We start from the raw sequence: 20,193 nt of genomic DNA on the forward strand, positions 1-20,193 counted from the left end.
AGCTCATGCCTGACATCGATTGGGAGGCGCTTCGCGAGGCAGCGCGCGACGCGTCCACCCGGGCCTACGTGCCGTACTCGAAGTACCCGGTCGGCGCCGCCGCGCTGACCGACACCGGCAACATCGTGACCGGCGCGAACGTCGAGAACGCCAGCTACGGGCTGACCCTGTGCGCCGAGTGCGCGCTCGTGTCCAAGCTGCACACCGACGCGCTCGGCAAGCGCCTCGTCGCGTTCGCCTGCGTGGATGCGGCTGGCTCGGTGCTGCAGCCGTGCGGCCGATGCCGCCAGCTGCTGTACGAGTTCGGCGGCGAGACCCTGCTCATCGACGGCCCCGAGGGCACGCTCACGATGACCGACATCCTTCCCTGGGCCTTCGGCCCGCAGCACCTCGAGGAGACCTGATCCCATGGCCGAGCGCCACGACGCCGTCGACGTCATCATCACCAAGCGTGACGGCGGCACCCTGACCGACGACCAGATCGACTGGGTCGTCGACGCCTACACGAGGGGAGTCGTCGCCGACGAGCAGATGAGCTCCCTCGCGATGGCGATCCTCCAACGAGGCATGACCCGTGCCGAGATCGCTCGCTGGACCCAGGCGATGATCAACACCGGTGAACGGCTCGACTTCTCGTCGCTGAGCCGCCCCACAGCCGACAAGCACTCCACCGGCGGCGTGGGCGACAAGATCACGCTCCCGCTCGCCCCGCTCGTCGCCGCCTGCGGCGTCGCGGTGCCGCAGCTGTCGGGCCGCGGCCTCGGCCACACCGGAGGCACCCTCGACAAGCTCGAGTCGATCCCCGGCTGGAACGCCGCGATGTCGAACGAGCAGATGCTCCAGCAGCTCGAGAGCGTGGGCGCCGTGATCTGCGCAGCCGGCTCGGGGCTGGCCCCCGCCGACAAGAAGCTCTACGCGTTGCGGGACGTCACCGGCACCGTCGAGGCGATCCCCCTGATCGCGACGTCCATCATGTCCAAGAAGATCGCCGAGGGCACGGGCGTGCTCGTGCTCGACGTGAAGGTCGGATCCGGCGCCTTCATGAAGGACATCGACTCGGCACGCGAGCTCGCACGCACCATGGTGGATCTCGGGACCGACGCGGGCGTGCGCACGTCCGCGCTGCTCACGGACATGAGCACGCCGCTCGGACGCGGCATCGGGAACGCGCTCGAGGTCGAGGAGTCGCTCGAGGTGCTCGCCGGTGGCGGTCCCGCCGACGTCGTCGAGCTCACGGTCGCGCTCGCGCGCGAGATGCTCGCGGGCGCGGGCGTCACCGACGTGGACCCGGCGGACGCGCTCAAGGACGGTCGCGCCATGGACGCCTGGAACGCGATGATCCGTGCGCAGGGCGGAGACCCCACTGCACCGCTCGCCCAGGCGGAGCACGTGCATGAGATCCGCGCCGACCGCGACGGTGTCATCACCAGGATGGACGCGCTGGGAGTCGGCGTCGCCGCGTGGCGGCTCGGCGCCGGCCGTGCTCGCAAGGAGGACCCTGTCCAGGCCGGCGCAGGACTGTACCTGCACCGGACGCTGGGCGAGCCCGTCAAGGCCGGCGACGTGATCGCGACCCTGCACACCGACACCGAGGACCGCATGCCGCGTGGCATGCAGGCGCTCCAGGAGGCATGCGGCGGTGAGGGCGCGATCGAGATCGGCGACTCCGCCCCCGACCGTGTGATCGTGATGGACCGGATCGGCACCGCCACCCACTGATGGGCTGGACGCTGACGTCGGTCGTCGCCCGGACGCTTCGGCCGTTCGGGTGGGGCCGACGCTGGCTCGCCCAGCCCGCCGTCGAGCACGCTCAGCACCTTGCGGAGGCCGGCGCGCGTGAACGCGACGCGGCCGCGCGCGCCTGGGAGCGCCGGCTCGAAGGCTCCTCGCTCGCCGACCGTCGGGCGCTCGAGACCGCGCACGCCGAGCTCGACGCCGACAGCGACGTGATCCGGCGTGCCGGGGCGGCAGGTGCGCCCGTGGACTCGATCGCGGCGCTCGCCTCAGGGTGGCGGCGGCTCAACGATGACGCGAAGGCGGCGGCGCGCGATCCCTTCGCCGCGACGGTGGGGGTGCGGCGCGAAGGCCCCGTGGCGTTCGGCGTCGTCACGGCGCGGCAGGTGGATCAGACCACGTGCGGTGCCGCGGTCCTCGGCCTGATGCATGCGGCGACGGACCCCTTCGTCGCCATCTGGGTGGTGACCGGGCGGCTCTTCGCGGGCTACACGCCGGAGGCGGTCGCGGCTGCGATCATCGCCGGAGGAGCGGCCGCGGATGGGATCGAGGGCCGGTGGACGGCCGTGCAGCGTGGCCAGCACGCCGCGACCACGCGTCGCGCGCTCGGGCCGTTCGGCTGGCCACGGTCGCTGGGCACACCCCCGTGGAGGCTCGCGGACCTGACCCGGCCCTACGGCGTCAGGTATCGCTCGGCCGTGCTCGACGACCGGTCACAGGGCGCGGTACAGGCGATGGTGGCTCACGCGTCGGCCGCGCTCGCCGACGGACTGCTGGTGCCGCTGTACTCGGCCGGCGACTCGGACCTGGGGATCGACACGGTGGTGCCGCGGCATGTCGTCCTGCTCGTCGCAGCGACGGACGACGGGTTCCTTGCCTACGAGCCTGGCAGGGGCGCGCTCGTCGCGCTCGGGGCGGAGGCGTTCCGCGGGCCGGGACCGCGTCGTGCCGGCCTGGGCAACTGGAGCCGCGTCGCGTGGGTCGTCCTGCCGTCGCCCGCCGACGGACACTAGCCTGAGGTCATGACGCTCACCTCCCAAGAGATCCGTGCCCTCCCCAAGGTCGTGCTCCACGATCACCTCGACGGCGGGCTCCGACCCGAGACCCTGATCGAGCTCGCGGGCGAGATCGGCTACGAGCTTCCCTACGCGGACCCGGAGATGCTCGCCAAGCACTTCGTGGCGAACGCCAACTCGGGCTCGCTCGTCAAGTACCTCGAGGCGTTCACGCACACCATGGCGGTGATGCAGACCGCCGAGAACCTCACCCGGATCGCTCGTGAGGCCGTCCTCGATCACGCGCGCGACGGCGTCGTGTACGTGGAGCTCCGCTACGCGCCAGAGCAGCACTGCGAGCAGGGCCTGATCATGCAGCAGGTCGTGGACGCGGTCCAGGCGGGCCTCGAGGAGGGCGTGTCGGACGCGCTCGAGGAGGGGTACACGATCCGCGCGGCCGCCCTGCTGTGCGCGATGCGCCAGGCGGACCGTTCGCTCGAGGTCGCGGAGCTGGCGCTCGCGAACTGGGGCACCGGCTGCGTGGGCTTCGACATCGCGGGTCCCGAGCTCGGGTTCCCGCCCGCGAAGCACGCTCCCGCCTTCTCACTGCTGCGCGACGCGCTGTTCCCGGTGACGATCCATGCAGGCGAGGCCGACGGGCTCGGATCGCTGTCGCAGGCGCTTGGCATGGGAGCCGCTCGACGCATCGGCCATGGGGCGCGCATCACCGAGGACATCACGGACTTCGGCACCGAGCTGCCGGTGTTCGGGCACATCGCGCAGTACGTGCTCGATCAACAGATCGTGCTGGAGATGTGCCCCACGTCCAACGTGCACACGGGGACGGCCCCGTCGATCGCGGAGCACCCCATCCACGAGCTGCGTGATCTGGGCTTCGCGGTGACCGTCAACACGGATGACAAACTGATGTCGGGTGTGGACATGGTGAGCGAGTTCCAGGAGCTGGTGGACGTCGGCTGGTCCAAGACCGACCTCTTCGAGGTCACGCTCGCCGCCGCGTGGGGCGCTTTCCTGCCCTATGACGAGCGAGCCGATCTGGCGGATCTGATCGTCGAAGCCTACGGGATGGACGAGTAGCGGCACCCTGCGCCGCACTAGGCTGGGCCCATGACTCTTTCCCGCTCCGAGCTCGCGAAGCACGTCGATCACACCCTCCTCAAGCCGGAGGCCACGCCCGCTGATGTCGCGGCGCTCGTCGCGGAGGGCGCCGCGCTCGGCGTGTTCTCCGTATGCGTGTCCCCGTCGATGCTCCCGATCGCGACGCCCACCGGGCTTGCGGTCGCGACCGTGTGCGGCTTCCCGTCGGGCAAGCACCACTCGTCCGTGAAGGCGGCCGAGGCGGCGCTCAGCATCGAGCAGGGCGCCGACGAGGTGGACATGGTGATCGACATCGCGGCCGCCAACGAGGGTCGGTTCGAGGATGTGCAGGCTGACGTGGCCGCTGTGCGGGCGGCGGTGCCTGCCGGGAAGATCCTCAAGGTCATCATCGAGTCGGCGGCGCTGACCGATGACGCGATCGTGGGCGCGTGCCGCGCGTCGGAGGCTGCGGGCGCGGACTTCGTGAAGACGTCCACCGGATTCCACCCGGCGGGTGGAGCCTCGGTCCACGCGGTCGCTCTCATGGCGAAGACCGTCGGCGGACGCCTGGGGGTCAAGGCCTCCGGCGGGATCCGCACGGCGGCTGACGCGCTCGCCATGATCGAGGCGGGCGCGACCCGACTGGGGCTGTCGGGCACCGCCGCAGTGCTCGACGGCTTGGACGGTGCCGTCACCGAGACCCCGGGCGACGGCGGGTACTGACCGGACGCTCCAGGCATGCGACCATGATCCGGTGAAGGTTCCTCGGCTCGACGAGCTCGTGCTGATGCGGCGCGTGCGCGATCGCATCGACCGGGAGCATGCGCTGCCGCTCGACGTCGAGGCGCTCGCCCGCGGCGTCCACATGTCGTCGGGGCATCTGAGCAGGCGGTTCAAGGCCGCCTTCGGGGAGGCCCCTTACTCGTACCTGATGACCCGTCGGGTGGAGCGTGCGATGGCGTTGCTGCGCCGGGGCGACACGTCAGTGACGGAGGCGTGCTTCACCGTCGGCTTCTCCTCGCTCGGCACGTTCTCCACACGTTTCGCGGAGCTGGTCGGCATGCCCCCGTCCGACTACAGGGATCGGGCCGCGACGCATCCGCTCGACCTCCCCACGTGCGTCGTCAAGGTCGCCTCGCGGCCGGTCAGGAATCGAGAAGCGCCCCCGCTCGGCCCCGCGTAGCGTGGGCAGCATGAACCTCACGATCCAGCACACGTTCGTCCCTCACACCGACCCGGAGGCGTCGCTCGCGTTCTACCGGGATGCGCTCGGCTTCGAGGTGCTGAACGACGTCGGCAACGGGACGATGCGATGGATCACGGTGGGACCGGCAGGCGGCGGCGCCACCGTCGTGCTGCATCCGCCGGCGGTGGATCCCGGCATCACGGACGACGAGCGGCGGACCGTCGCGGAGATGATGGCGAAGGGCACGTACGCCTCGCTCGTCCTCGCGACCGACGACGTGGACGGTGCGTTCGCCGCCATCGAGGCGACGGGCGCCGAGGTGGTCCAGGAGCCTGCCGACCAGCCGTACGGGGTGCGGGACTGCGCCTTCCGTGATCCCGCCGGGGCGATGGTCCGCATCCAGCAGCGCGCGTGACGGTGCGCCGCCGGAGGCGATGCGGTGCAAGAATCTCCTCGTTGCGCACGGCCACCCGGAGGGCCGCCGCAGAGGAGGGACGATGACCGACCACGCCGCCACGCAGCGCACCGCAGTGGCAGGGCACCTGGCCGACACGCATGACCTGATCAAGGTCAGGGGCGCACGCGAGAACAACCTCAAGGACGTCTCCGTCGACCTGCCGAAGCGTCGCCTCACCGTGTTCACGGGCGTGTCGGGCTCCGGCAAGTCCTCCCTGGTGTTCGACACGATCGCCGCGGAGTCGCGGCGCATGATCAACGAGACGTACTCGTCGTTCATCCAGGGGTTCATGCCCAGCCAGTCGCGTCCGGACGTCGACGTGCTCGAGGGCCTGACCACGGCGATCATCGTGGACCAGGAGCCGATGGGTGCGAACGTGCGCTCGACGGTCGGCACCGCGACGGACGTGCATGCGATGCTGCGCATCCTCTACGCACGCCTGGGCCAGCCGCAGGTGGGTCCACCTCAGGCGTTCTCGTTCAACGTCGCCAGCACGTCGGGCTCCGGCTCCGCGACGGTGACGCGGAAGGACGGCACCACGGCGCGCGAGCATCGCGAGTACTCCGTCACGGGCGGCATGTGCGTGCGCTGCGAGGGAACGGGTCGGGTGAGCGAACTCGACCTCACGCAGGTCCTCGACGACTCGCGGTCGCTGGTGGAGGGCGCCATCACCATCCCGGGCTACACGGCCGACGGCTGGATGGTGCGGACGTACTCGGAGTCGGGGTTCCTCGACCCCGACAAGCCGATCAAGGACTACTCGAAGCGCGAGCGCGACGACCTGCTGTACAAGGAACCGACGAAGGTGCGGATCAACGGGATCAACCTGACATACGAGGGTCTGATCCCTAAGATCCAGAAGTCGATGCTGTCCAAGGACAAGGACGCGATGCAGCCCCACATCAGGGCCTTCGTGGACAGGGCCGTGACGTTCCAGGTCTGCCCCGACTGCGGCGGCACCCGGCTGAGCGCGCTCGCCAGGTCGTCGAAGGTGGCGGGCAAGGGCATCGACGAGCTCGCGCAGATGCAGATCTCCGACCTCGCGGTCTGGATGCGCGAGCTGGACGCGCCGTCGGTCGGCCCGCTGCTCGACTCGCTGCGGGAGACCCTCGACTCGTTCGTCGAGATCGGCCTGGGCTACCTGTCGCTCGACCGCGCCGCCGGGTCGCTTTCCGGTGGCGAGGCGCAGCGCACCAAGATGATCCGGCACCTCGGTTCATCCCTCACCGACATCACGTACGTCTTCGACGAGCCGACCATCGGCCTGCACCCTCACGACATCCAGAGCATGAACGGCCTGCTGAGGCAGCTGCGCGACAAGGGCAACACCGTGCTGGTCGTGGAGCACAAGCCGGAGACGATCGCCATCGCTGACCATGTGGTCGACCTCGGTCCGGGCGCCGGCACCGCTGGAGGCGAGATCTGCTTCGAGGGCACCGTCGACGGGTTGCGTGCCTCGGACACGCTCACCGGGCGGCACCTGGGCTACCGGGCATCCCTCAAGCAGACGGTGCGTACGGGCAAGGACGCGATCCCGATTCGCGGCGCGTCTGCGAACAACCTGCGCGACGTGGACGTGGACGTGCCGTTGGGAGTGCTCACCGTGGTGACGGGCGTGGCGGGTTCGGGGAAGAGCTCGCTCATCCACGGCTCGATCCCGGCTCACGTGGGTGTCGTGACAGTCGACCAGCGCCCGATCAAGGGGTCACGGCGGTCCAACCCGGCTACCTACACCGGCGTGCTCGAGCCGATCCGCAAGGCGTTCGCCAAGGTCAACGGCGTGAAGCCCGCATTGTTCAGCGCCAACTCCGAGGGCGCGTGCCCGGTGTGCAACGGGGCGGGGATGGTCTACACGGAGCTGGGCGTGATGGAGACCGTCGCGAGCGTCTGCGAGGCATGCGAGGGACGCCGTTTCAGCGATGACGTCCTGCTCTACACCCTGGCAGGACGCTCGATCGCGGACGTGCTCGAGATGCCCGTCGCGGACGCGCTCGCGTACTTCTCCGAGGGTGAGTCCAAGAACCCTGCGGCAGCGAAGGTGCTGAGCCACCTGGTCGAGGTGGGTCTGGGCTACCTGGCGCTCGGGCAGCCGCTCACGACGCTCTCCGGCGGCGAGCGGCAGCGCCTCAAGCTCGCGACGCACATGGCGGAGAAGGGCGGTGTGTACGTGCTCGACGAGCCGACGACCGGCCTGCATCTGGCGGACGTGGCGCAGCTGCTCGCGCTGCTGGATCGGCTGGTGGACTCGGGCAAGACGGTGATCGTGATCGAGCATCACCTGGCGGTGATGGCGCATGCGGACTGGATCATCGACTTGGGGCCGGGCGCCGGCCACGACGGTGGGCGGGTGGTGTTCGAGGGGACGCCGGCGGACCTGGTCGAGGTCGGAGCGACGCTGACCGCAACGCACCTCAGGCGCTACGTCAGCGGCTGAGATGCTCGCGCGCGCTGTGAGAGGCGTGCACAGCCTTCCAGATCGACGATCGTGACGTCTGCGCGCGTCTCGCGCCTCCTGGATCGACGATCGTGACGGTCAGCGCGGCGTACGCGGCATCCGCAGCTGACAGCGCTGCGGGGTGGCCCGTCGCTGGCCGCAGATCGGTGCGAGGCATCGGGCCGTCAGGATCGTCGATCTGTGGGCAGGATGCGGTGGCTATGCGTCAGGATCGTCGATCTGTGGGCAGGATGCGGCGGCTATGCGTCACGATCGTCGATCTGTCGCGACCGTAGCCCGGCCCGGCGGGACGGTCCGGCACCTCGTGGGGAGCGGCCCGCCCGCGACGCATCGTCGCGGGCGGCGGGAGCGTGCCTGCGCCCGCGGCGCGATGCGCGCATCAGTACGCGGCGCCGACTCGACCCGTCTCCATATCGAGGATCGCCTTCGGGATCGCTGCGAGCTCGCGAAGGTTGCCGAGCACGGTGGACCTGGTGAGCCTGATCCCGGGGTATCGTCCCTGCACGTCGAGCCCTTGCCGCTGGCATAGCCATACCGCGCGCGGCTCGTGGAACTCCTGGGTCGCGACCACCACGGACGAGGCCCCGTAGACGTCGCGGGCTCGTTCGCAGGAGGAGTAGGTGTCGAGCCCGAACGGATCCTCGACGATCGCGTCGGAGGGCACCCCCATCTGCTCGGCGATCTGCCTCATCACCGTGGGCTCGCCGAACCCGGAGGAGTCGTCGCCGTCCCCGCTCATGATCAGCATGTCGACGTCGCCCGCCTCGTACAGTGCCACACCTACCTCGATCCGCTCGCGGAGGAACCGTGAGGGCGTGCCGTCCTCGTAGACGCGCGCGCCGAGCACAAGCGCGGCGTCGGCGTGCGTGACGGGGGCGCCCGCCCGTGCGATGGAGGGCGCCGTCGCGAGGTTCACGTACATCCAGGGCGCCACGGCCAGCGCCGGGACGAGCACGACCGCGGCCACCACCAGGCGGTAGCGCGGCGGCAGGCGGGTCATGTCAGCACGGTAGCGCAGAGCGGGTGCTCCCTGGAGGTGGGCTGCGGGGAGTCTCCCTGGTGCGGGGCTTCAGGCGCGGGAGTGGAGAGTGACGACGTAGCCGTCGGGGTCGCGGAAGCTGAAGGTGAGGCCGAAGGGTCCTTCGAAGGGTTCCTGGACGATCGGCGTGCCGAGCGCGACGAGCGCCTCGTGGATGCGGCGCGGGTCCTCGTGGTGGAACCAGACTGCGATGCCGACGCCGGGTTGTCCGAGCGTATCGAGGTCGGTGCCGGGGAGCAGGGTCCGTACAGCGAAGGTGGAGCCGCCGGTGGAGAACACCTCGGCGTGGGGGTTGGGCGCGGGGAGGCGCCGCATGCCGACGTGCTTCTCGTAGAAGTCGGCGGATGCCCGGAGGTCCCGGACCTGGAAGGAGACGAAGTCGGGGCTGGAGGTCGTGGTCATGGGGGAGGTCCTCTCGATGAATGAGTGTCAATATGCTGACACTGGCGACAGCGGCATGTCAAACTACTGACATGAACGACGCCAGGTCCACCTCGCCCGAGCAGCTGGGAGTGCTCCTCAAGGACGCCCAGTCGGTCCTGCATCAGCGCATGGATGAGGCGCTTCGACCGCTGGACCTCAGCGTCTCCCAGTACGCATGCCTCCATCACCTGCATCAGGCGCCCGGAATCACCGCGTCCGAGCTGGCGCGCCGTGCCTTCGTCACCCGCCAGGCGATGAGCGTGCTCCTGAAGGGCCTCCAGCGACAGGGTCTCGTGGCGCGTGCCGATGAGCAGGGTCCGCGTCGCGAACGCGCGATGACCCTCACCTCTGAGGCCGAGGAGATCCTGCATCAGGCAGGCGCTGCGGTATCCGAGGTGGTGGGCCTCATGACCGCCCCGCTCGACCAAGCCGATCGTGACGACCTTGCGCGGCTGCTGCTCGCCTGCCGCGACTCGCTCCTCCACGGATAGCACGAGGCCCCCGGACGTTGCCGAGGGCCTCGAGGAGCGACGAGGGCTACAGCCCGAGCGCCGCGTGGACGTCCGAGTCGAGCGCGTCCATCGCGGCGGTGGCGCGCTCGCGGGCGGCGCGGACGTCGCCGTCGGCGCCCAGCGGCTCGACGACCTCGAGGTACGCCTTGACCTTCGGCTCGGTACCGGAGGGGCGGATTATGACGCGCGCGCCCGACGCGGTGGCGAGGTGCAGCCCCGTGGTGGGAGGCAGGCCCTGGAATCCCTCGCCCATGTCGTCCGTCGCGACCACGTCAGAGCCGCCCAGCGAGGCAGGCGGAGCGGAGAGCAGCCGGTCCATGGTCTCGCCGATCAGCGCGACGTCGGCGAAGCGGGCCGACACCTGACGTGTGAGGTACACGCCGTAGGAGCGGGCGAGGTCATCGATCGCGTCGGCGAGCGTGCGTCCGTGGGCCTTGAGCTCGGCGACGTAGTCGGCCATCGTCACGGCGGCCGAGATGCCGTCCTTGTCCCTGACCATGTCAGGCGCGACGCAGTAGCCGAGCGCCTCCTCGTAGCCGTAGACCAGGCCCTGCTCGCGGGAGATCCACTTGAAGCCCGTGAGGGTGTGGCGGTAGCCGAGGCCGTGGGCGGCGGCGATCGCGGCGAGCTGCTGCGACGACACCACAGAGTTGGCAAGCAGCGAGCCCTCCGGGTGGCCCCCGCGCGAGGCGACCCGCTCACCGAGCAGGGAGCCGACCACGTCGCCGTGGAGCATGGTCCAGCGGCCGTCGATGACGGTGGCGACGGCGGCGCGGTCGGTGTCGGGGTCGTTGGCGATCACCACGTCGGCGTCCACGCTCTCGGCGAGCGCGAGCGAGAGATCGATCGCGCCCTTCTCCTCGGGGTTCGGGAACGACACGGTGGGGAAGTCAGGGTCCGGCTGCGCCTGCTCGGGCACGGTGTGCAGGTCCGTGAATCCGGCAGCCGTGAGCGCGCGCTCCACGGTCTGGGCGCCGACGCCATGCAGCGGGGTCAGGACGATGCGCAGGTTCGCTCGTGCGTCAGACGCGTCGGCGGGGACGACGGCCGCTGCCGCTGCCACGTAGTCGTCGACCACGTCCTCGCCCAGGACGGTCCAGCCCGCCACCGCGCGCTCCACGGACTCGACGGACTCGACGGCGGCGATCCGAGCGGCGATGCGGGCGTCGTACGGCGGCACGATCTGCGCTCCCTGACCGGAGTCGGTGACGACGCGTCCGCCCAGGTAGACCTTGTATCCGTTGTCCTGGGGCGGGTTGTGGCTGGCGGTGACCATGACGCCGGCGTCGGCGTCGAGCACACGCGTCGCGTAGGCGAGCACAGGGGTGGGCAGCAGGCGGGGCAGCAGCAGCGCCTCGTGCCCGGCTGCGGTCATGACGGCGGCGGTGTCGCGTGCGAACTGCTCCGAGCCGTGGCGCGCGTCGTAGCCGATGGCCACGCGGGCGGGGGCGTCGCCGAGCTCCTCGGTGAGGAACGCGGCGAGGCCCGCTGCGGCACGGATCACGACGGCGCGGTTCATGCGGTTCGGTCCGGCGCCGATCTGTCCGCGCAGGCCGGCGGTGCCGAACTGCAGCAGGCCACGGAACCGGTCGGCGAGGTCCACCTGGGCGGAGTCGTCGCCCAGCTCTGCGGTCGCGATGACGGCCTGCAGCTCGCCACGGGTGACGGGGTCCGGGTCGTCGTCCACCCAGGCGCGGGCGGTCTCGAGCAGCGAGTCGTTCATCTCTACATCACCTTCACGATCTCGGCGAGCAGTCGGGAGATGCGGGGCGCCGCGGCGGCGCCTGCGTCGAGCACCTCCTGGTGGTTGAGGGTCTCACCCCCGAATCCGGAGGCGAGGTTGGTCACGAGCGACAGGCCCAGGATCTCCATCCCTGCCTCGCGTGCGGCGATCGACTCGAGCGCGGTGGACATGCCGACCAGGTCCGCACCGAGCACGGCGGCCATCCGCACCTCTGCGGGGGTCTCGTACTGGGGTCCGGTGAACTGCATGTAGACGCCCTCGGGGAGGCCCGAGTCGATGGTGCGGGCCAGGTCGCGCAGGCGCGGCGTGTAGGTCTGCGTCATGTCGACGAAGGTGGCGCCCTCGAGCGGGGTGGCGGACGTGAAGTTGATGTGGTCCTTCAGCAGGACGACGGTGCCGGGCACGAAGTCGCGGTTCACGGAGCCGCAGCCGTTGGTGACGACGAGCTGGGTGGCGCCGGCTGCGGCAGCCATGCGGACCGCGTGTGCGACGGTCGAGGCGTTGCGTGACTGGTAGTAATGCTGGCGGGCGCCGAGCGCGAGCACGGTACGGCCGTTCGGCGTGCGGAACGAGCGGTGGACGGCGTGGTGCCCTGCGACGGCGTGCCCGGTGAATCCGGGGACCTCGGCGGCGTCGACGGAGGCGATCTCCTCGCCGAGCAGCTCGGCGGCGCCACCCCAGCCGGAGCCCAGGATCAGGGCGATGTCGTGGTGGGCGACGCCGGTCTTGTCGGCGAGGACGCGCGCGGCTTCGGCGGCGAGGTCGTGGGCTTGAGTCATGCCTTGAGCCTAGCTGGGACCGGGTGTCATCGCCGCGTCCTGACCGGTCGCCGGCGGATGGGACGTGCCTGGTCGCGGGGTGGGTCGGCGGGCGCGTCGTCCCGGTCCGCGTGCGTCGATCGGTGACGGGTCCACGGCGGTGTGCCACCATGGCGGGATGTCCCACGTGGTGATCCTCGGAGGCGGACCTGGCGGCTATGAGGCCGCGCTCGTCGCCCGCAAGGCTGGTGCTGATGTCACGCTCGTCGAGCGCAACGGTCTGGGGGGCAACGCGGTCCTGACGGACGTGGTCCCGTCGAAGACGGTGATCGCGACGGCCGAGTGGCGCAGCATCGCGGAACGCGCCCCGGAGCTGGGCATCGTGGCCGACGACGGAGCGCCGGTGCGTACGCGCGTGGACCTCGCCGCCGTCAACGCGAGGGTGCACGAGCTCGCCTCCCGCCAGAGTGCGGACATCGCGGCGAGGCTCGAGGCGGAAGGTGTGCGGATCGTCCATGGCGAGGGCGTCGTGACTCCTTCGTGTGGCGTGCGGGTGGGCGACCAGGAGATCCAGGGCGACGCGCTGCTGCTGGCGCTGGGTGCCCGGCCTCGACGGATGGCCACTGCGGAGCCCGACGGCGAGCGGATCCTGTCGTGGACCGACCTGTACTCGCTGACGGCGCTTCCGGACCATCTGATCGTCGTGGGCTCCGGCGTCACAGGTGCGGAGTTCGCAGAGGCGTACGCCCTGCTCGGTGCGAGGGTCACGCTGATCGCCTCGCAGGATCGTGTGCTCCCGCGCGAGGACCCCGAGGCGTCGGCCATGCTGACGGACGTGTTCCGCGAGCGGGGCATGACGCTGGTGGGCGGACGTGCCGCTGCCGCGCGCCGCGACGGGGACGACGTGGTGGTCACGCTCGAGGACGGGCGTGAGATTCGCGGCTCGCACTGTCTGATGGCTGTCGGCTCGGTGCCGAACACCGACGGCGTGGGACTCGCGGAGGCGGGGATCCGGCTGGACGAGCGTGGCTACGTCGCCGTCGACAAGGTGTCACGCACGAGCGCTCCGGGCGTGTACGCGGCGGGCGACTGCACGGGGGTGCTGCCTCTTGCCTCGGTCGCGGCCGCGCAGGGTCGGATCGCGATGGCGCACGTCCTGGGAGACGCGGTCCGACCATTGCAGCTGGGGCACATCTCGTCGACCGTGTTCACGGCGCCGGAGATCGCCACTGTCGGCGCCTCCGAGGCGGACCTGATCAAGCGGGGCATCTTCTACCGCGTCGAGCGACTGGACTTGGCACGCAACCCGCGCGCCAAGATGCTGGGCATCGACCAGGGCTTCGTGAAGATCTTCGGGCACACCGTCACCGGACACGTGCTCGGGGCGGTCATCGTCGGCTCGCGCGCGTCGGAGCATGTGTACGCGCTGTCGCTCGCAGTCGCCAATCGGCTGACGGTGGACCAGGTGGCCGACGCCTTCACCGTGTACCCGTCGCTGTCGGGGACGACGGGCGAGGTCGCCCGCAGCCTGCATGGCATGCGGGAGGACGACGCGCCGCACGGGACGTGAGGTACGTCGTCGCTCAGCCGAACAGGCCTTGCCCCACGTAGGCGCCGTCGTCACCGCCGAGCGTCGCGCCGGCCGCGATGCCCGGCGGGACGGCGAACATGGCGGAGCCGACGGCGCGCACGTACTCGACCGTCATCGCGTCCTTGGATGAGATCGCGTTCTGCATGGGGATGTACTGGGTCTCGGGATCACGCACGTAAGCGAGGAAGAACAGTCCGGCGTCCAGGCGACCCAGATCGTCGGCGCCGTCGGTGTAGTTGTAGCCGCGTCGCAGCATCATCGCGCCGCCGTTCGCCTCGGGATGCGCCAGGGCGATGTGGGAGTCCGTGGGGATCAGCGGGGTGCCGTCGGCGCCGGGCCGCCCGTAGTCGGGGTCGGTGAACTCGTTCCCGCCGCTGAGCGGGGCACCGCTTCCCTTCGCCCGGCCGACGGTCGCCTCCTGCTCCGACAGCGATGCGCGGTCCCAGATCTCGGCGAGGATGCGCAGCTTGCGGGCTACCAGGTACGTGCCACCGGCCATCCACTCCTGGCCGTCGGCAGCGTCGGCCCACAGCCATCGAGCGACGTTGTCCGTGTCCTCGGCGCGCAGGTTGCGGGTGCCGTCCTTGAAGCCCATGAGGTTGCGGGGCGTCGCCTGGTCGCGGGTGGTGGAGGAGGTGCGGCCGAAGCCGAGCTGTGCCCACCGGACCGACGCGACGCCGAACGCGAGGCGGGACAGGTTGCGGATCGCGTGCATCGCCACCTGGGGGTCGTCGGCGCATGCCTGGATGCAGAGGTCGCCGCCGGTGAGCCGGTCCTCGAGCGTGTCGCCGGCGAAGTGCGGCAGGTCGGCCAGCTGCGACGGCTGACGATCCGCGATCCCGAACCGGTCCTCGCCGTCCTTGAAGAACAGGGACGGGCCGAACCCGAACGTGATCGTGAGGCCCGAGGCGGGCAGTCCGGTCGCATCGCCGGTGTCGTCCGGGGGTGCCAGGGGTGACCCTCCCGCGGCGCCGTCGCCCAGCTCGGTGCCGGTCATCAGCACGGCAGCGGCCTGGGTCCAGGAGCGCAGCAGCGCGATCAGCTCGTCGCGGCTGCCGGTGGTGACGTCGAAGGCCGCGAAGTGCATGCGGTCCTGGGCGGGTGTGACGATGCCGCTCTGGTGCTCCCCGTGGAAGTCGTACTGGCGCAGCTGGACGGGCGAGGCGGTGGCGCGACCGACCGCGAATCCGCCGCCCGCGAGTGCTGCGGCGCCGACGGCCACGCCGGCTCCGCCGAGCAGCGCGCGGCGCGACGGTCCCCGACCTTCGGCCATCAGGCCACCGCGGCGGCGGTCAGCTGCGACATGGACTCGCTGAGCGCCTCGACCAGGCGGGACAGCTCGAGCACCTGGTCGGAGGTGAGCGCGGAGTACGTGACGAAGCCGTCGTCGAGCGAGCCGTACTTGGCCAGCTCGTTGTCGAGCGCGGTGTAGCGGTCCTCGATCTGGGCCGACAGGTCCGAGCCCGTGAGGTCCGCGGCGGGCTTGAGGACGATGAACGCCTCGTACGCGCCGTCCAGGTTGGCGCGGAAGTCCCACAGGTCGGTGCCGGACCAGATCTCCTCCTCGCCGGTGATCTTGCCGGTGGCCACCTCGTCGAGCAGCTCCTTGGCGCCGTTGCCGATCTGGAAGGCCTCGAAGGTGAAGTCGTCGGCGTTCACGCGGTCGTTGAGCTCGGCGGTGTCGGAAATGAGCCGGTCGGCGAGCGCCTGACGCTCGTCCGCGGTGAGCGGCGTGTAGCCGGTGGGCGCCCAGAGGTCCTTCTCCATGGCGTGCCATCCGGTCCACTGCTCGCCCTCGGCGAGGTCTGCCTCGCGCAGGTCCATGCTCGGGTCCAGGTCGCCGAACGACTCCGCGACGGGCTCGATGGCCTCCCAGTGGGAGCGTGCCGGTGCGTAGAGGCTGCGCGCGGTGTCGTCGTCCCCTGAGGTGTAGGCCGCGACGAACTCGTCCGTGGCGTCCACGAGTGCGGCGACCTGCTGCTGCACGTACGCCTTGTACGTGACGGCTGCCTGGTCCAGCAGGGCCTGACGCTCGGCGTCGGCGGCGACGGTCGAGTCCGTCTCGGTGACGGCGAAGGCCTCGGGCGTGGCGTTCGCGGAGTCGGACTCGCGGCACGACGTGTAGTAGTCGCCGGCGCTCACCTGGACGGTGAGGTCGCGCGTGAGGCCAGGGCTGATGTTCTCCACCTCGGACACGATGGACGAGCCGTCGGACCCGAGCAGGTAGAACTCCGTCGACGACGATCCGTCGTTCGTGATCGTGAAGACGATCGTGCCGGCCGGAGCGGTGGCGGCGGACAGCGTGCATCCTGCGTCGGTGGCAGTGACGGCGATGGCGCCCGCCTCGGCTGTGGCGGCGTTCGGGACGCAGCCCGCGAGGGCGATCACGGAGGCCGTGAGGGCGAGCGAGGGCAGGGCGAAGCGTGGCGACATGCGGGTGGGCGTTCCTGTTCGGGTCAGGCCGTGGTGGCGGCGGCAGGCTCGGGGGAGGGGGTGCGGGACGGCCGGGGGCTGCGGAAGGCGGTGCGCACGAAGAACCACATGGTCGGTACCACGTACAGCACCCACGCGACGGCCTGCAGCACGGTCGTCTGGGGTGAGAAGTTGAAGATGCCCTTGAGGACGGCGGCGGTGGCGGAGTCGGCGGAGATGGTCCCGCTCACGTCGAACGCCAGGTTGTCGATCCCGGGCAGCACGCCTGCCTCCTGCAGGTCGTGGACACCGTAGGCGAGCACGCCGGCGGCGACGACGACGAGGAAGGTGCCGGTCCACTGGAAGAACACGCGCAGGTTGAGGCGGGCCGCGCCACGGTAGACGACGAATCCGAGCGCGGCGGCCGCGATCAGGCCGAGCGTGGCGCCGACGATCGGCGCGGTCGAGGATCCGGCGGAGGTGATGCCTGCCCACAGGAAGAGCGAGGTCTCGAGCCCCTCGCGGCCGACGGCGAGCAGTGCCATCGTGATGACCGCCCCCTTGCCCACGGCGATCGCCTTGTCCAGCTGGCCTTCCAGGTGGCCGCGCAGATGACGCGCGGTCCTGCCCATCCAGAAGATCATCCACGTGATGAGGCCGACGGCGATGATGCTGAGCGTGCCGCCGATGACCTCCTGGGCCTCGAACGTCAGGCCCTGGGGGCCGAGCGTGAGGAGCGCGCCGAAGCCGAGCGACACGGCGAGCGCGATGCCGACGCCGGTCCACACGTGGGGGAGCATGTCGCGGCGGTCGATGCGGACCAGGTAGGCCACGAGGATGCCGACGATGAGGGACGCCTCGAGCCCCTCGCGGAGGCCGATGAGGAAGTTCGCGAGCACGCGTCGCTCCTTGGGGGAAGGGGACAGGCAAGGGTGTCCTTACCTGACACGGAGCCTATGCGGAGCGATGGTGACGTGTCAAACTTCCGCAACGACGATGTTGCGTAATAAGCGCGGAATGCGCCGTCGTTGCTGGTAGACGTACGCATGATGAAAGCTGGGGCCGACGGATATCCGTGACCGACCTGGTGCCGCACGCGGCTCAGGCGGGATCCGCGATCTCGCAGATCAGCATTCCCGCGGTCACGCCCGCACCCACCTGCGCCGCGAGGCCGGACACCACGCCCGCCTTGTGCGCCGTCAGCGGCTGCTCCATCTTCATCGCCTCGAGCACCACGATGAGGTCGCCCTCGGCCACCGCGGCACCGTCCTCGACGGCGACCTTGACGATGGTGCCCTGCATAGGTGAGGTGAGGCCGTTGCCGTTGACCGTGCGGGGCGCGCTCGTGCCGGTGCGGCGGCTCGCCCTGCGCGTGGGACCCGTCGTCCTGGCGCTGGCCCTGCCCGCCTGCGCGAGCGAGGCCGGCAGCACCACCTCAAGCCGCTTGCCGCCCACCTCGACCACCACGCGCTCGGTGGCGCCGTCGTCGTCGTGGCTGGCAGGAGCGGAGCTCGGACCCAGCGAGGCCACCGTCTCAGCGAACTCGGTCTCGATCCATGTCGTGTAGATCCTGAACGTGCCGTTCGCAGCCGTGAATGCCGGCGCGTCGACGACCGCCTTGTGGAAGGGCACCACGGAGGGGATGCCCTCGACCGTCAGCTCGGCGAGCGCGCGGCGGGCGCGCTGCAGGGCCTGCTCGCGCGTGGCCCCGGTGACGATCAGCTTCGCGATCATCGAGTCGAAGTTGCCCGATACCGTGTCCCCCTGACGCACGCCTGCGTCGACGCGCACGCCGGGGCCCGACGGGAAGGTCAGCCGATGGATGCGTCCGGGCGCCGGCATGAACCCTGCGGCGGGGTCCTCGCCGTTGATGCGGAACTCGAACGAGTGGCCGCGCACCTCCGGCTCGAGCACCGAGATCGACTCGCCGGCCGCGATGCGGAACTGCTCGCGCACCAGGTCCACGCCGGTGACCTCCTCGGTCACCGGGTGCTCGACCTGAAGTCGCGTGTTCACCTCGAGGAAGCTGATGGTGCCGTCCGCGCCCACCAGGAACTCGCAGGTGCCCGCGCCCCGGTAGTGCGCCTCCCGCAGGATCGCCTGGCTGGACTCCACGAGCCGTGCGCGCTGGTCGTCGGTGAGGAACGGCGCGGGGGCCTCCTCGACGAGCTTCTGGTGGCGGCGCTGCAGCGAGCAGTCACGCGTGGAGACGACGACGACGTTGCCGTGGTCGTCGGCGAGGCACTGCGTCTCCACGTGGCGAGGCTTGTCGAGGAACCGCTCGACGAAGCACTCGCCACGGCCGAACGCCGCGACAGCCTCGCGCGTGGCGGAGTCGAACAGCTCGGGGATCTCGTCGCGGGTGCGCGCCACCTTCAGGCCACGACCGCCGCCACCGAACGCGGCCTTGATGGCCACCGGCAGCCCGTGCTCATCGGCGAATGCCACGACCTCGTCGGCGCTCTCCACCGGGTCGGGGGTGCCAGGCACCAAGGGCGCGCCGGCGCGCTGCGCGATGTGACGCGCGCTGACCTTGTCGCCGAGCGACTCGATCGCGGCGGGCGGAGGGCCGATCCATACGAGCCCTGCGTCCAGGACCGCCTGCGCGAACTCGGCGTTCTCCGACAGGAAGCCGTAGCCGGGGTGCACGGCCTCGGCGCCCGAGCGCTTGGCGATGTCGATGATCTTCGCGATGTCCAGGTACGTCTCGCGGGCGGTCGCCCCGCCCAGCGCGAAGGCCTCGTCCGCGAGCGCCACGTGGGGGGCGTCGCGGTCGGGATCGGCGTAGACGGCGATGGATCGCAGGCCCTCGTCTGCGCATGCGCGGATGACACGGACGGCGATCTCGCCGCGGTTGGCGATGAGGACGCTCGAGAAGGCTGGCACCCGCCTACGTTAGCGCGGTGCGGGCCCCGAGCCCTTGGTCCGGGTCGCGCCGACGTCAAGTTCTCGCGGCGTACCAAGCGGTGCGGACCGGATTTGTGGGGATCGCACAACGATTTTGGACAGCCTTTACGTTACTGCCGCGTCGGTTGTGGCGTCCCTACAAGCAACGCGCGACGTTGGTCCTGTGTCACGCGGCGCTGACGTCGTCCCGCCACAGCTCGTGGAACGCGAGGCCGCAGGCCGCGAGCAGGTGGCGCAGCAGCGGCAGGGAGACGCCCACGACAGCGTGGTAGTCCCCGTCGATCGATTCGACGTAGGGCCCGCCGAGGGAGTCCACCGTGAAGGCGCCCGCCACGTGGAGCGGCTCGCCTGTCGCGACGTACGCGTCGATCTCCGCGTCCGCCAGATCCGCGAAGCGGACCGTGGTGGACGCAGTGGCGCCGACGGTGGCGGCCGAGCCGCTCTCCCGGTCGTCCACGAGCCAATGGCCGGTATGCAGGACGCCGACGCGCCCCCGCATGTCGCGCCATCGCCTCGCGGCGGTCACCGCGTCCCCCGGCTTGCCCAGGATCTCGCCGTCGAGCTCGAGCATCGAGTCGCAGCCCAGCACCACCGCGCCGGTGTCGTGCGCCGACGCGACCTGCTGCGCCTTCGCCCGCGCGAGCGCGAGCACCGCGTCGTCGAAGGGCAGCTCGCCCCACCCTGCGGCCATGTGCGTGGCGCGGGCCTCGGCGAGCACCGCGTCCTCGTCGACGTGGGACACGATCACGAGCGGATCGACGCCCGCCGAGCGGAGCGTGGTAAGCCGCGCGGGGGACTGGGAGGCGAGGACGAAGGGCACGGCCATGGTCGCGAGCCTAGCCTCCCGGCGTGGCGGGCCCTGGTTGGATAGTGTGATCTCAC

At 70.7% G+C, this 20,193-nt stretch carries 20 protein-coding genes; 10 read left to right on the forward strand and 10 right to left on the reverse strand.

Translation table 11 applies throughout. The annotated features are described in order from the left end of the window. The first annotated feature begins 5 nt into the window (after nt 1-5). The 8 genes from RN607_RS03300 (at nt 6) to RN607_RS03335 (ending at nt 7,904) form a co-directional block, all read left to right on the forward strand. A complete protein-coding gene (locus tag RN607_RS03300) occupies nt 6-404 on the forward strand; it encodes a cytidine deaminase (protein ID WP_313544315.1) in 399 nt (132 codons plus the stop codon). 4 nt (nt 405-408) lie between these two features. Further along, nucleotides 409-1,719, forward strand: coding sequence for a thymidine phosphorylase (locus RN607_RS03305; protein ID WP_313499859.1), 1,311 nt, complete (start codon nt 409-411; stop codon nt 1,717-1,719). Further along, complete coding sequence (locus RN607_RS03310; protein ID WP_313544317.1) at nt 1,719-2,747, forward strand: hypothetical protein; 1,029 nt, start codon at nt 1,719-1,721, stop codon at nt 2,745-2,747. Before RN607_RS03305 ends, RN607_RS03310 begins: the two co-directional genes overlap by 1 nt. A 9-nt stretch (nt 2,748-2,756) precedes the next feature. Then, nucleotides 2,757-3,827 (forward strand): adenosine deaminase, encoded by a 1,071-nt coding sequence (locus RN607_RS03315; RefSeq protein WP_313544319.1) that lies wholly within the window; start codon nt 2,757-2,759, stop codon nt 3,825-3,827. A gap of 30 nt (nt 3,828-3,857) precedes the next feature. Then, nucleotides 3,858-4,550 carry a deoxyribose-phosphate aldolase gene (gene deoC, locus RN607_RS03320; protein WP_313544321.1) on the forward strand — a complete coding sequence of 231 codons (693 nt, stop codon included), beginning with the start codon at nt 3,858-3,860 and terminating at the stop codon, nt 4,548-4,550. Nucleotides 4,551-4,614: 64 nt separating this feature from the next. Continuing rightward, nucleotides 4,615-5,010 carry a helix-turn-helix transcriptional regulator gene (locus RN607_RS03325; protein ID WP_313545469.1) on the forward strand — a complete coding sequence of 132 codons (396 nt, stop codon included), beginning with the start codon at nt 4,615-4,617 and terminating at the stop codon, nt 5,008-5,010. 10 nt (nt 5,011-5,020) lie between these two features. After that, complete coding sequence (locus tag RN607_RS03330) at nt 5,021-5,428, forward strand: VOC family protein (protein WP_313544323.1); 408 nt, start codon at nt 5,021-5,023, stop codon at nt 5,426-5,428. A gap of 82 nt (nt 5,429-5,510) precedes the next feature. Continuing rightward, on the forward strand, nt 5,511-7,904 hold the full coding sequence (locus RN607_RS03335) for an ATP-binding cassette domain-containing protein (RefSeq protein WP_313544325.1): 2,394 nt from the start codon (nt 5,511-5,513) through the stop codon (nt 7,902-7,904). On the opposite strand, the gene RN607_RS03340 is transcribed toward RN607_RS03335, so the two are convergent. From RN607_RS03340 to RN607_RS03350, 3 genes are all read right to left on the reverse strand, one after another. Then, entirely contained in the window at nt 7,894-8,082 is a 189-nt protein-coding gene (locus RN607_RS03340; RefSeq protein ID WP_313544327.1) for a hypothetical protein, read from the reverse strand. The two genes, RN607_RS03335 and RN607_RS03340, sit on opposite strands and share 11 nt — an antisense overlap. 222 nt (nt 8,083-8,304) lie before the next feature. Beyond that, nucleotides 8,305-8,925, reverse strand: a complete 621-nt coding sequence (locus tag RN607_RS03345; protein WP_313544329.1) for a SanA/YdcF family protein — start codon at nt 8,923-8,925, stop codon at nt 8,305-8,307. A gap of 69 nt (nt 8,926-8,994) precedes the next feature. Then, entirely contained in the window at nt 8,995-9,366 is a 372-nt protein-coding gene (locus RN607_RS03350) for a VOC family protein (RefSeq protein ID WP_313544332.1), read from the reverse strand. Nucleotides 9,367-9,437: 71 nt separating this feature from the next. Here RN607_RS03350 and RN607_RS03355 point away from each other — a divergent pair, with 71 nt between their 5' ends. After that, complete coding sequence (locus RN607_RS03355) at nt 9,438-9,878, forward strand: MarR family winged helix-turn-helix transcriptional regulator (RefSeq protein ID WP_313544334.1); 441 nt, start codon at nt 9,438-9,440, stop codon at nt 9,876-9,878. A gap of 46 nt (nt 9,879-9,924) precedes the next feature. On the opposite strand, the gene RN607_RS03360 is transcribed toward RN607_RS03355, so the two are convergent. Continuing rightward, a complete protein-coding gene (locus tag RN607_RS03360) occupies nt 9,925-11,622 on the reverse strand; it encodes a phospho-sugar mutase (RefSeq protein WP_313544336.1) in 1,698 nt (565 codons plus the stop codon). A gap of 2 nt (nt 11,623-11,624) precedes the next feature. Beyond that, a complete protein-coding gene (locus RN607_RS03365) occupies nt 11,625-12,422 on the reverse strand; it encodes a purine-nucleoside phosphorylase (RefSeq protein ID WP_313544338.1) in 798 nt (265 codons plus the stop codon). Between the two features lie 157 nt (nt 12,423-12,579). Between RN607_RS03365 and RN607_RS03370 the strand changes: the two genes are divergently transcribed. Continuing rightward, nucleotides 12,580-13,971 carry an NAD(P)H-quinone dehydrogenase gene (locus tag RN607_RS03370; protein ID WP_313544340.1) on the forward strand — a complete coding sequence of 464 codons (1,392 nt, stop codon included), beginning with the start codon at nt 12,580-12,582 and terminating at the stop codon, nt 13,969-13,971. A 13-nt stretch (nt 13,972-13,984) separates the two neighbouring features. Here RN607_RS03370 and efeB read toward each other — a convergent pair whose 3' ends face one another. The 5 genes from efeB to RN607_RS03395 form a co-directional block, all read right to left on the reverse strand. Continuing rightward, complete coding sequence (gene efeB / locus RN607_RS03375) at nt 13,985-15,265, reverse strand: iron uptake transporter deferrochelatase/peroxidase subunit (RefSeq protein ID WP_313544342.1); 1,281 nt, start codon at nt 15,263-15,265, stop codon at nt 13,985-13,987. Continuing rightward, nucleotides 15,265-16,425 (reverse strand): iron uptake system protein EfeO, encoded by a 1,161-nt coding sequence (efeO, locus tag RN607_RS03380; protein ID WP_313544344.1) that lies wholly within the window; start codon nt 16,423-16,425, stop codon nt 15,265-15,267. Before efeO ends, efeB begins: the two co-directional genes overlap by 1 nt. A 23-nt stretch (nt 16,426-16,448) precedes the next feature. Further along, complete coding sequence (gene efeU / locus RN607_RS03385) at nt 16,449-17,303, reverse strand: iron uptake transporter permease EfeU (RefSeq protein WP_313544346.1); 855 nt, start codon at nt 17,301-17,303, stop codon at nt 16,449-16,451. 202 nt (nt 17,304-17,505) lie between these two features. Continuing rightward, entirely contained in the window at nt 17,506-19,290 is a 1,785-nt protein-coding gene (locus tag RN607_RS03390) for an acetyl/propionyl/methylcrotonyl-CoA carboxylase subunit alpha (RefSeq protein ID WP_313544348.1), read from the reverse strand. A 187-nt stretch (nt 19,291-19,477) separates the two neighbouring features. After that, a complete protein-coding gene (locus RN607_RS03395; protein ID WP_313544350.1) occupies nt 19,478-20,137 on the reverse strand; it encodes a Maf family protein in 660 nt (219 codons plus the stop codon). Between the last annotated feature and the right edge of the window lie 56 nt (nt 20,138-20,193).

The sequence above is a fragment of the Demequina capsici genome, from assembly GCF_032102965.1.
Lineage (GTDB): Bacteria > Actinomycetota > Actinomycetes > Actinomycetales > Demequinaceae > Demequina > Demequina capsici.

Coding starts and splice junctions, on each gene's coding strand:
- RN607_RS03300 (WP_313544315.1), top strand. CDS start 6: ATGCCTGACATCGATTGGGAGGCGCTTCGCGAGGCAGCGCGCGACGCG.
- RN607_RS03305 (WP_313499859.1), top strand. CDS start 409: ATGGCCGAGCGCCACGACGCCGTCGACGTCATCATCACCAAGCGTGAC.
- RN607_RS03310 (WP_313544317.1), top strand. CDS start 1,719: ATGGGCTGGACGCTGACGTCGGTCGTCGCCCGGACGCTTCGGCCGTTC.
- RN607_RS03315 (WP_313544319.1), top strand. CDS start 2,757: ATGACGCTCACCTCCCAAGAGATCCGTGCCCTCCCCAAGGTCGTGCTC.
- deoC (WP_313544321.1), top strand. CDS start 3,858: ATGACTCTTTCCCGCTCCGAGCTCGCGAAGCACGTCGATCACACCCTC.
- RN607_RS03325 (WP_313545469.1), top strand. CDS start 4,615: ATGCGGCGCGTGCGCGATCGCATCGACCGGGAGCATGCGCTGCCGCTC.
- RN607_RS03330 (WP_313544323.1), top strand. CDS start 5,021: ATGAACCTCACGATCCAGCACACGTTCGTCCCTCACACCGACCCGGAG.
- RN607_RS03335 (WP_313544325.1), top strand. CDS start 5,511: ATGACCGACCACGCCGCCACGCAGCGCACCGCAGTGGCAGGGCACCTG.
- RN607_RS03340 (WP_313544327.1), bottom strand. CDS start 8,082: ATGCCTCGCACCGATCTGCGGCCAGCGACGGGCCACCCCGCAGCGCTG.
- RN607_RS03345 (WP_313544329.1), bottom strand. CDS start 8,925: ATGACCCGCCTGCCGCCGCGCTACCGCCTGGTGGTGGCCGCGGTCGTG.
- RN607_RS03350 (WP_313544332.1), bottom strand. CDS start 9,366: ATGACCACGACCTCCAGCCCCGACTTCGTCTCCTTCCAGGTCCGGGAC.
- RN607_RS03355 (WP_313544334.1), top strand. CDS start 9,438: ATGAACGACGCCAGGTCCACCTCGCCCGAGCAGCTGGGAGTGCTCCTC.
- RN607_RS03360 (WP_313544336.1), bottom strand. CDS start 11,622: ATGAACGACTCGCTGCTCGAGACCGCCCGCGCCTGGGTGGACGACGAC.
- RN607_RS03365 (WP_313544338.1), bottom strand. CDS start 12,422: ATGACTCAAGCCCACGACCTCGCCGCCGAAGCCGCGCGCGTCCTCGCC.
- RN607_RS03370 (WP_313544340.1), top strand. CDS start 12,580: ATGTCCCACGTGGTGATCCTCGGAGGCGGACCTGGCGGCTATGAGGCC.
- efeB (WP_313544342.1), bottom strand. CDS start 15,265: ATGGCCGAAGGTCGGGGACCGTCGCGCCGCGCGCTGCTCGGCGGAGCC.
- efeO (WP_313544344.1), bottom strand. CDS start 16,425: ATGTCGCCACGCTTCGCCCTGCCCTCGCTCGCCCTCACGGCCTCCGTG.
- RN607_RS03395 (WP_313544350.1), bottom strand. CDS start 20,137: ATGGCCGTGCCCTTCGTCCTCGCCTCCCAGTCCCCCGCGCGGCTTACC.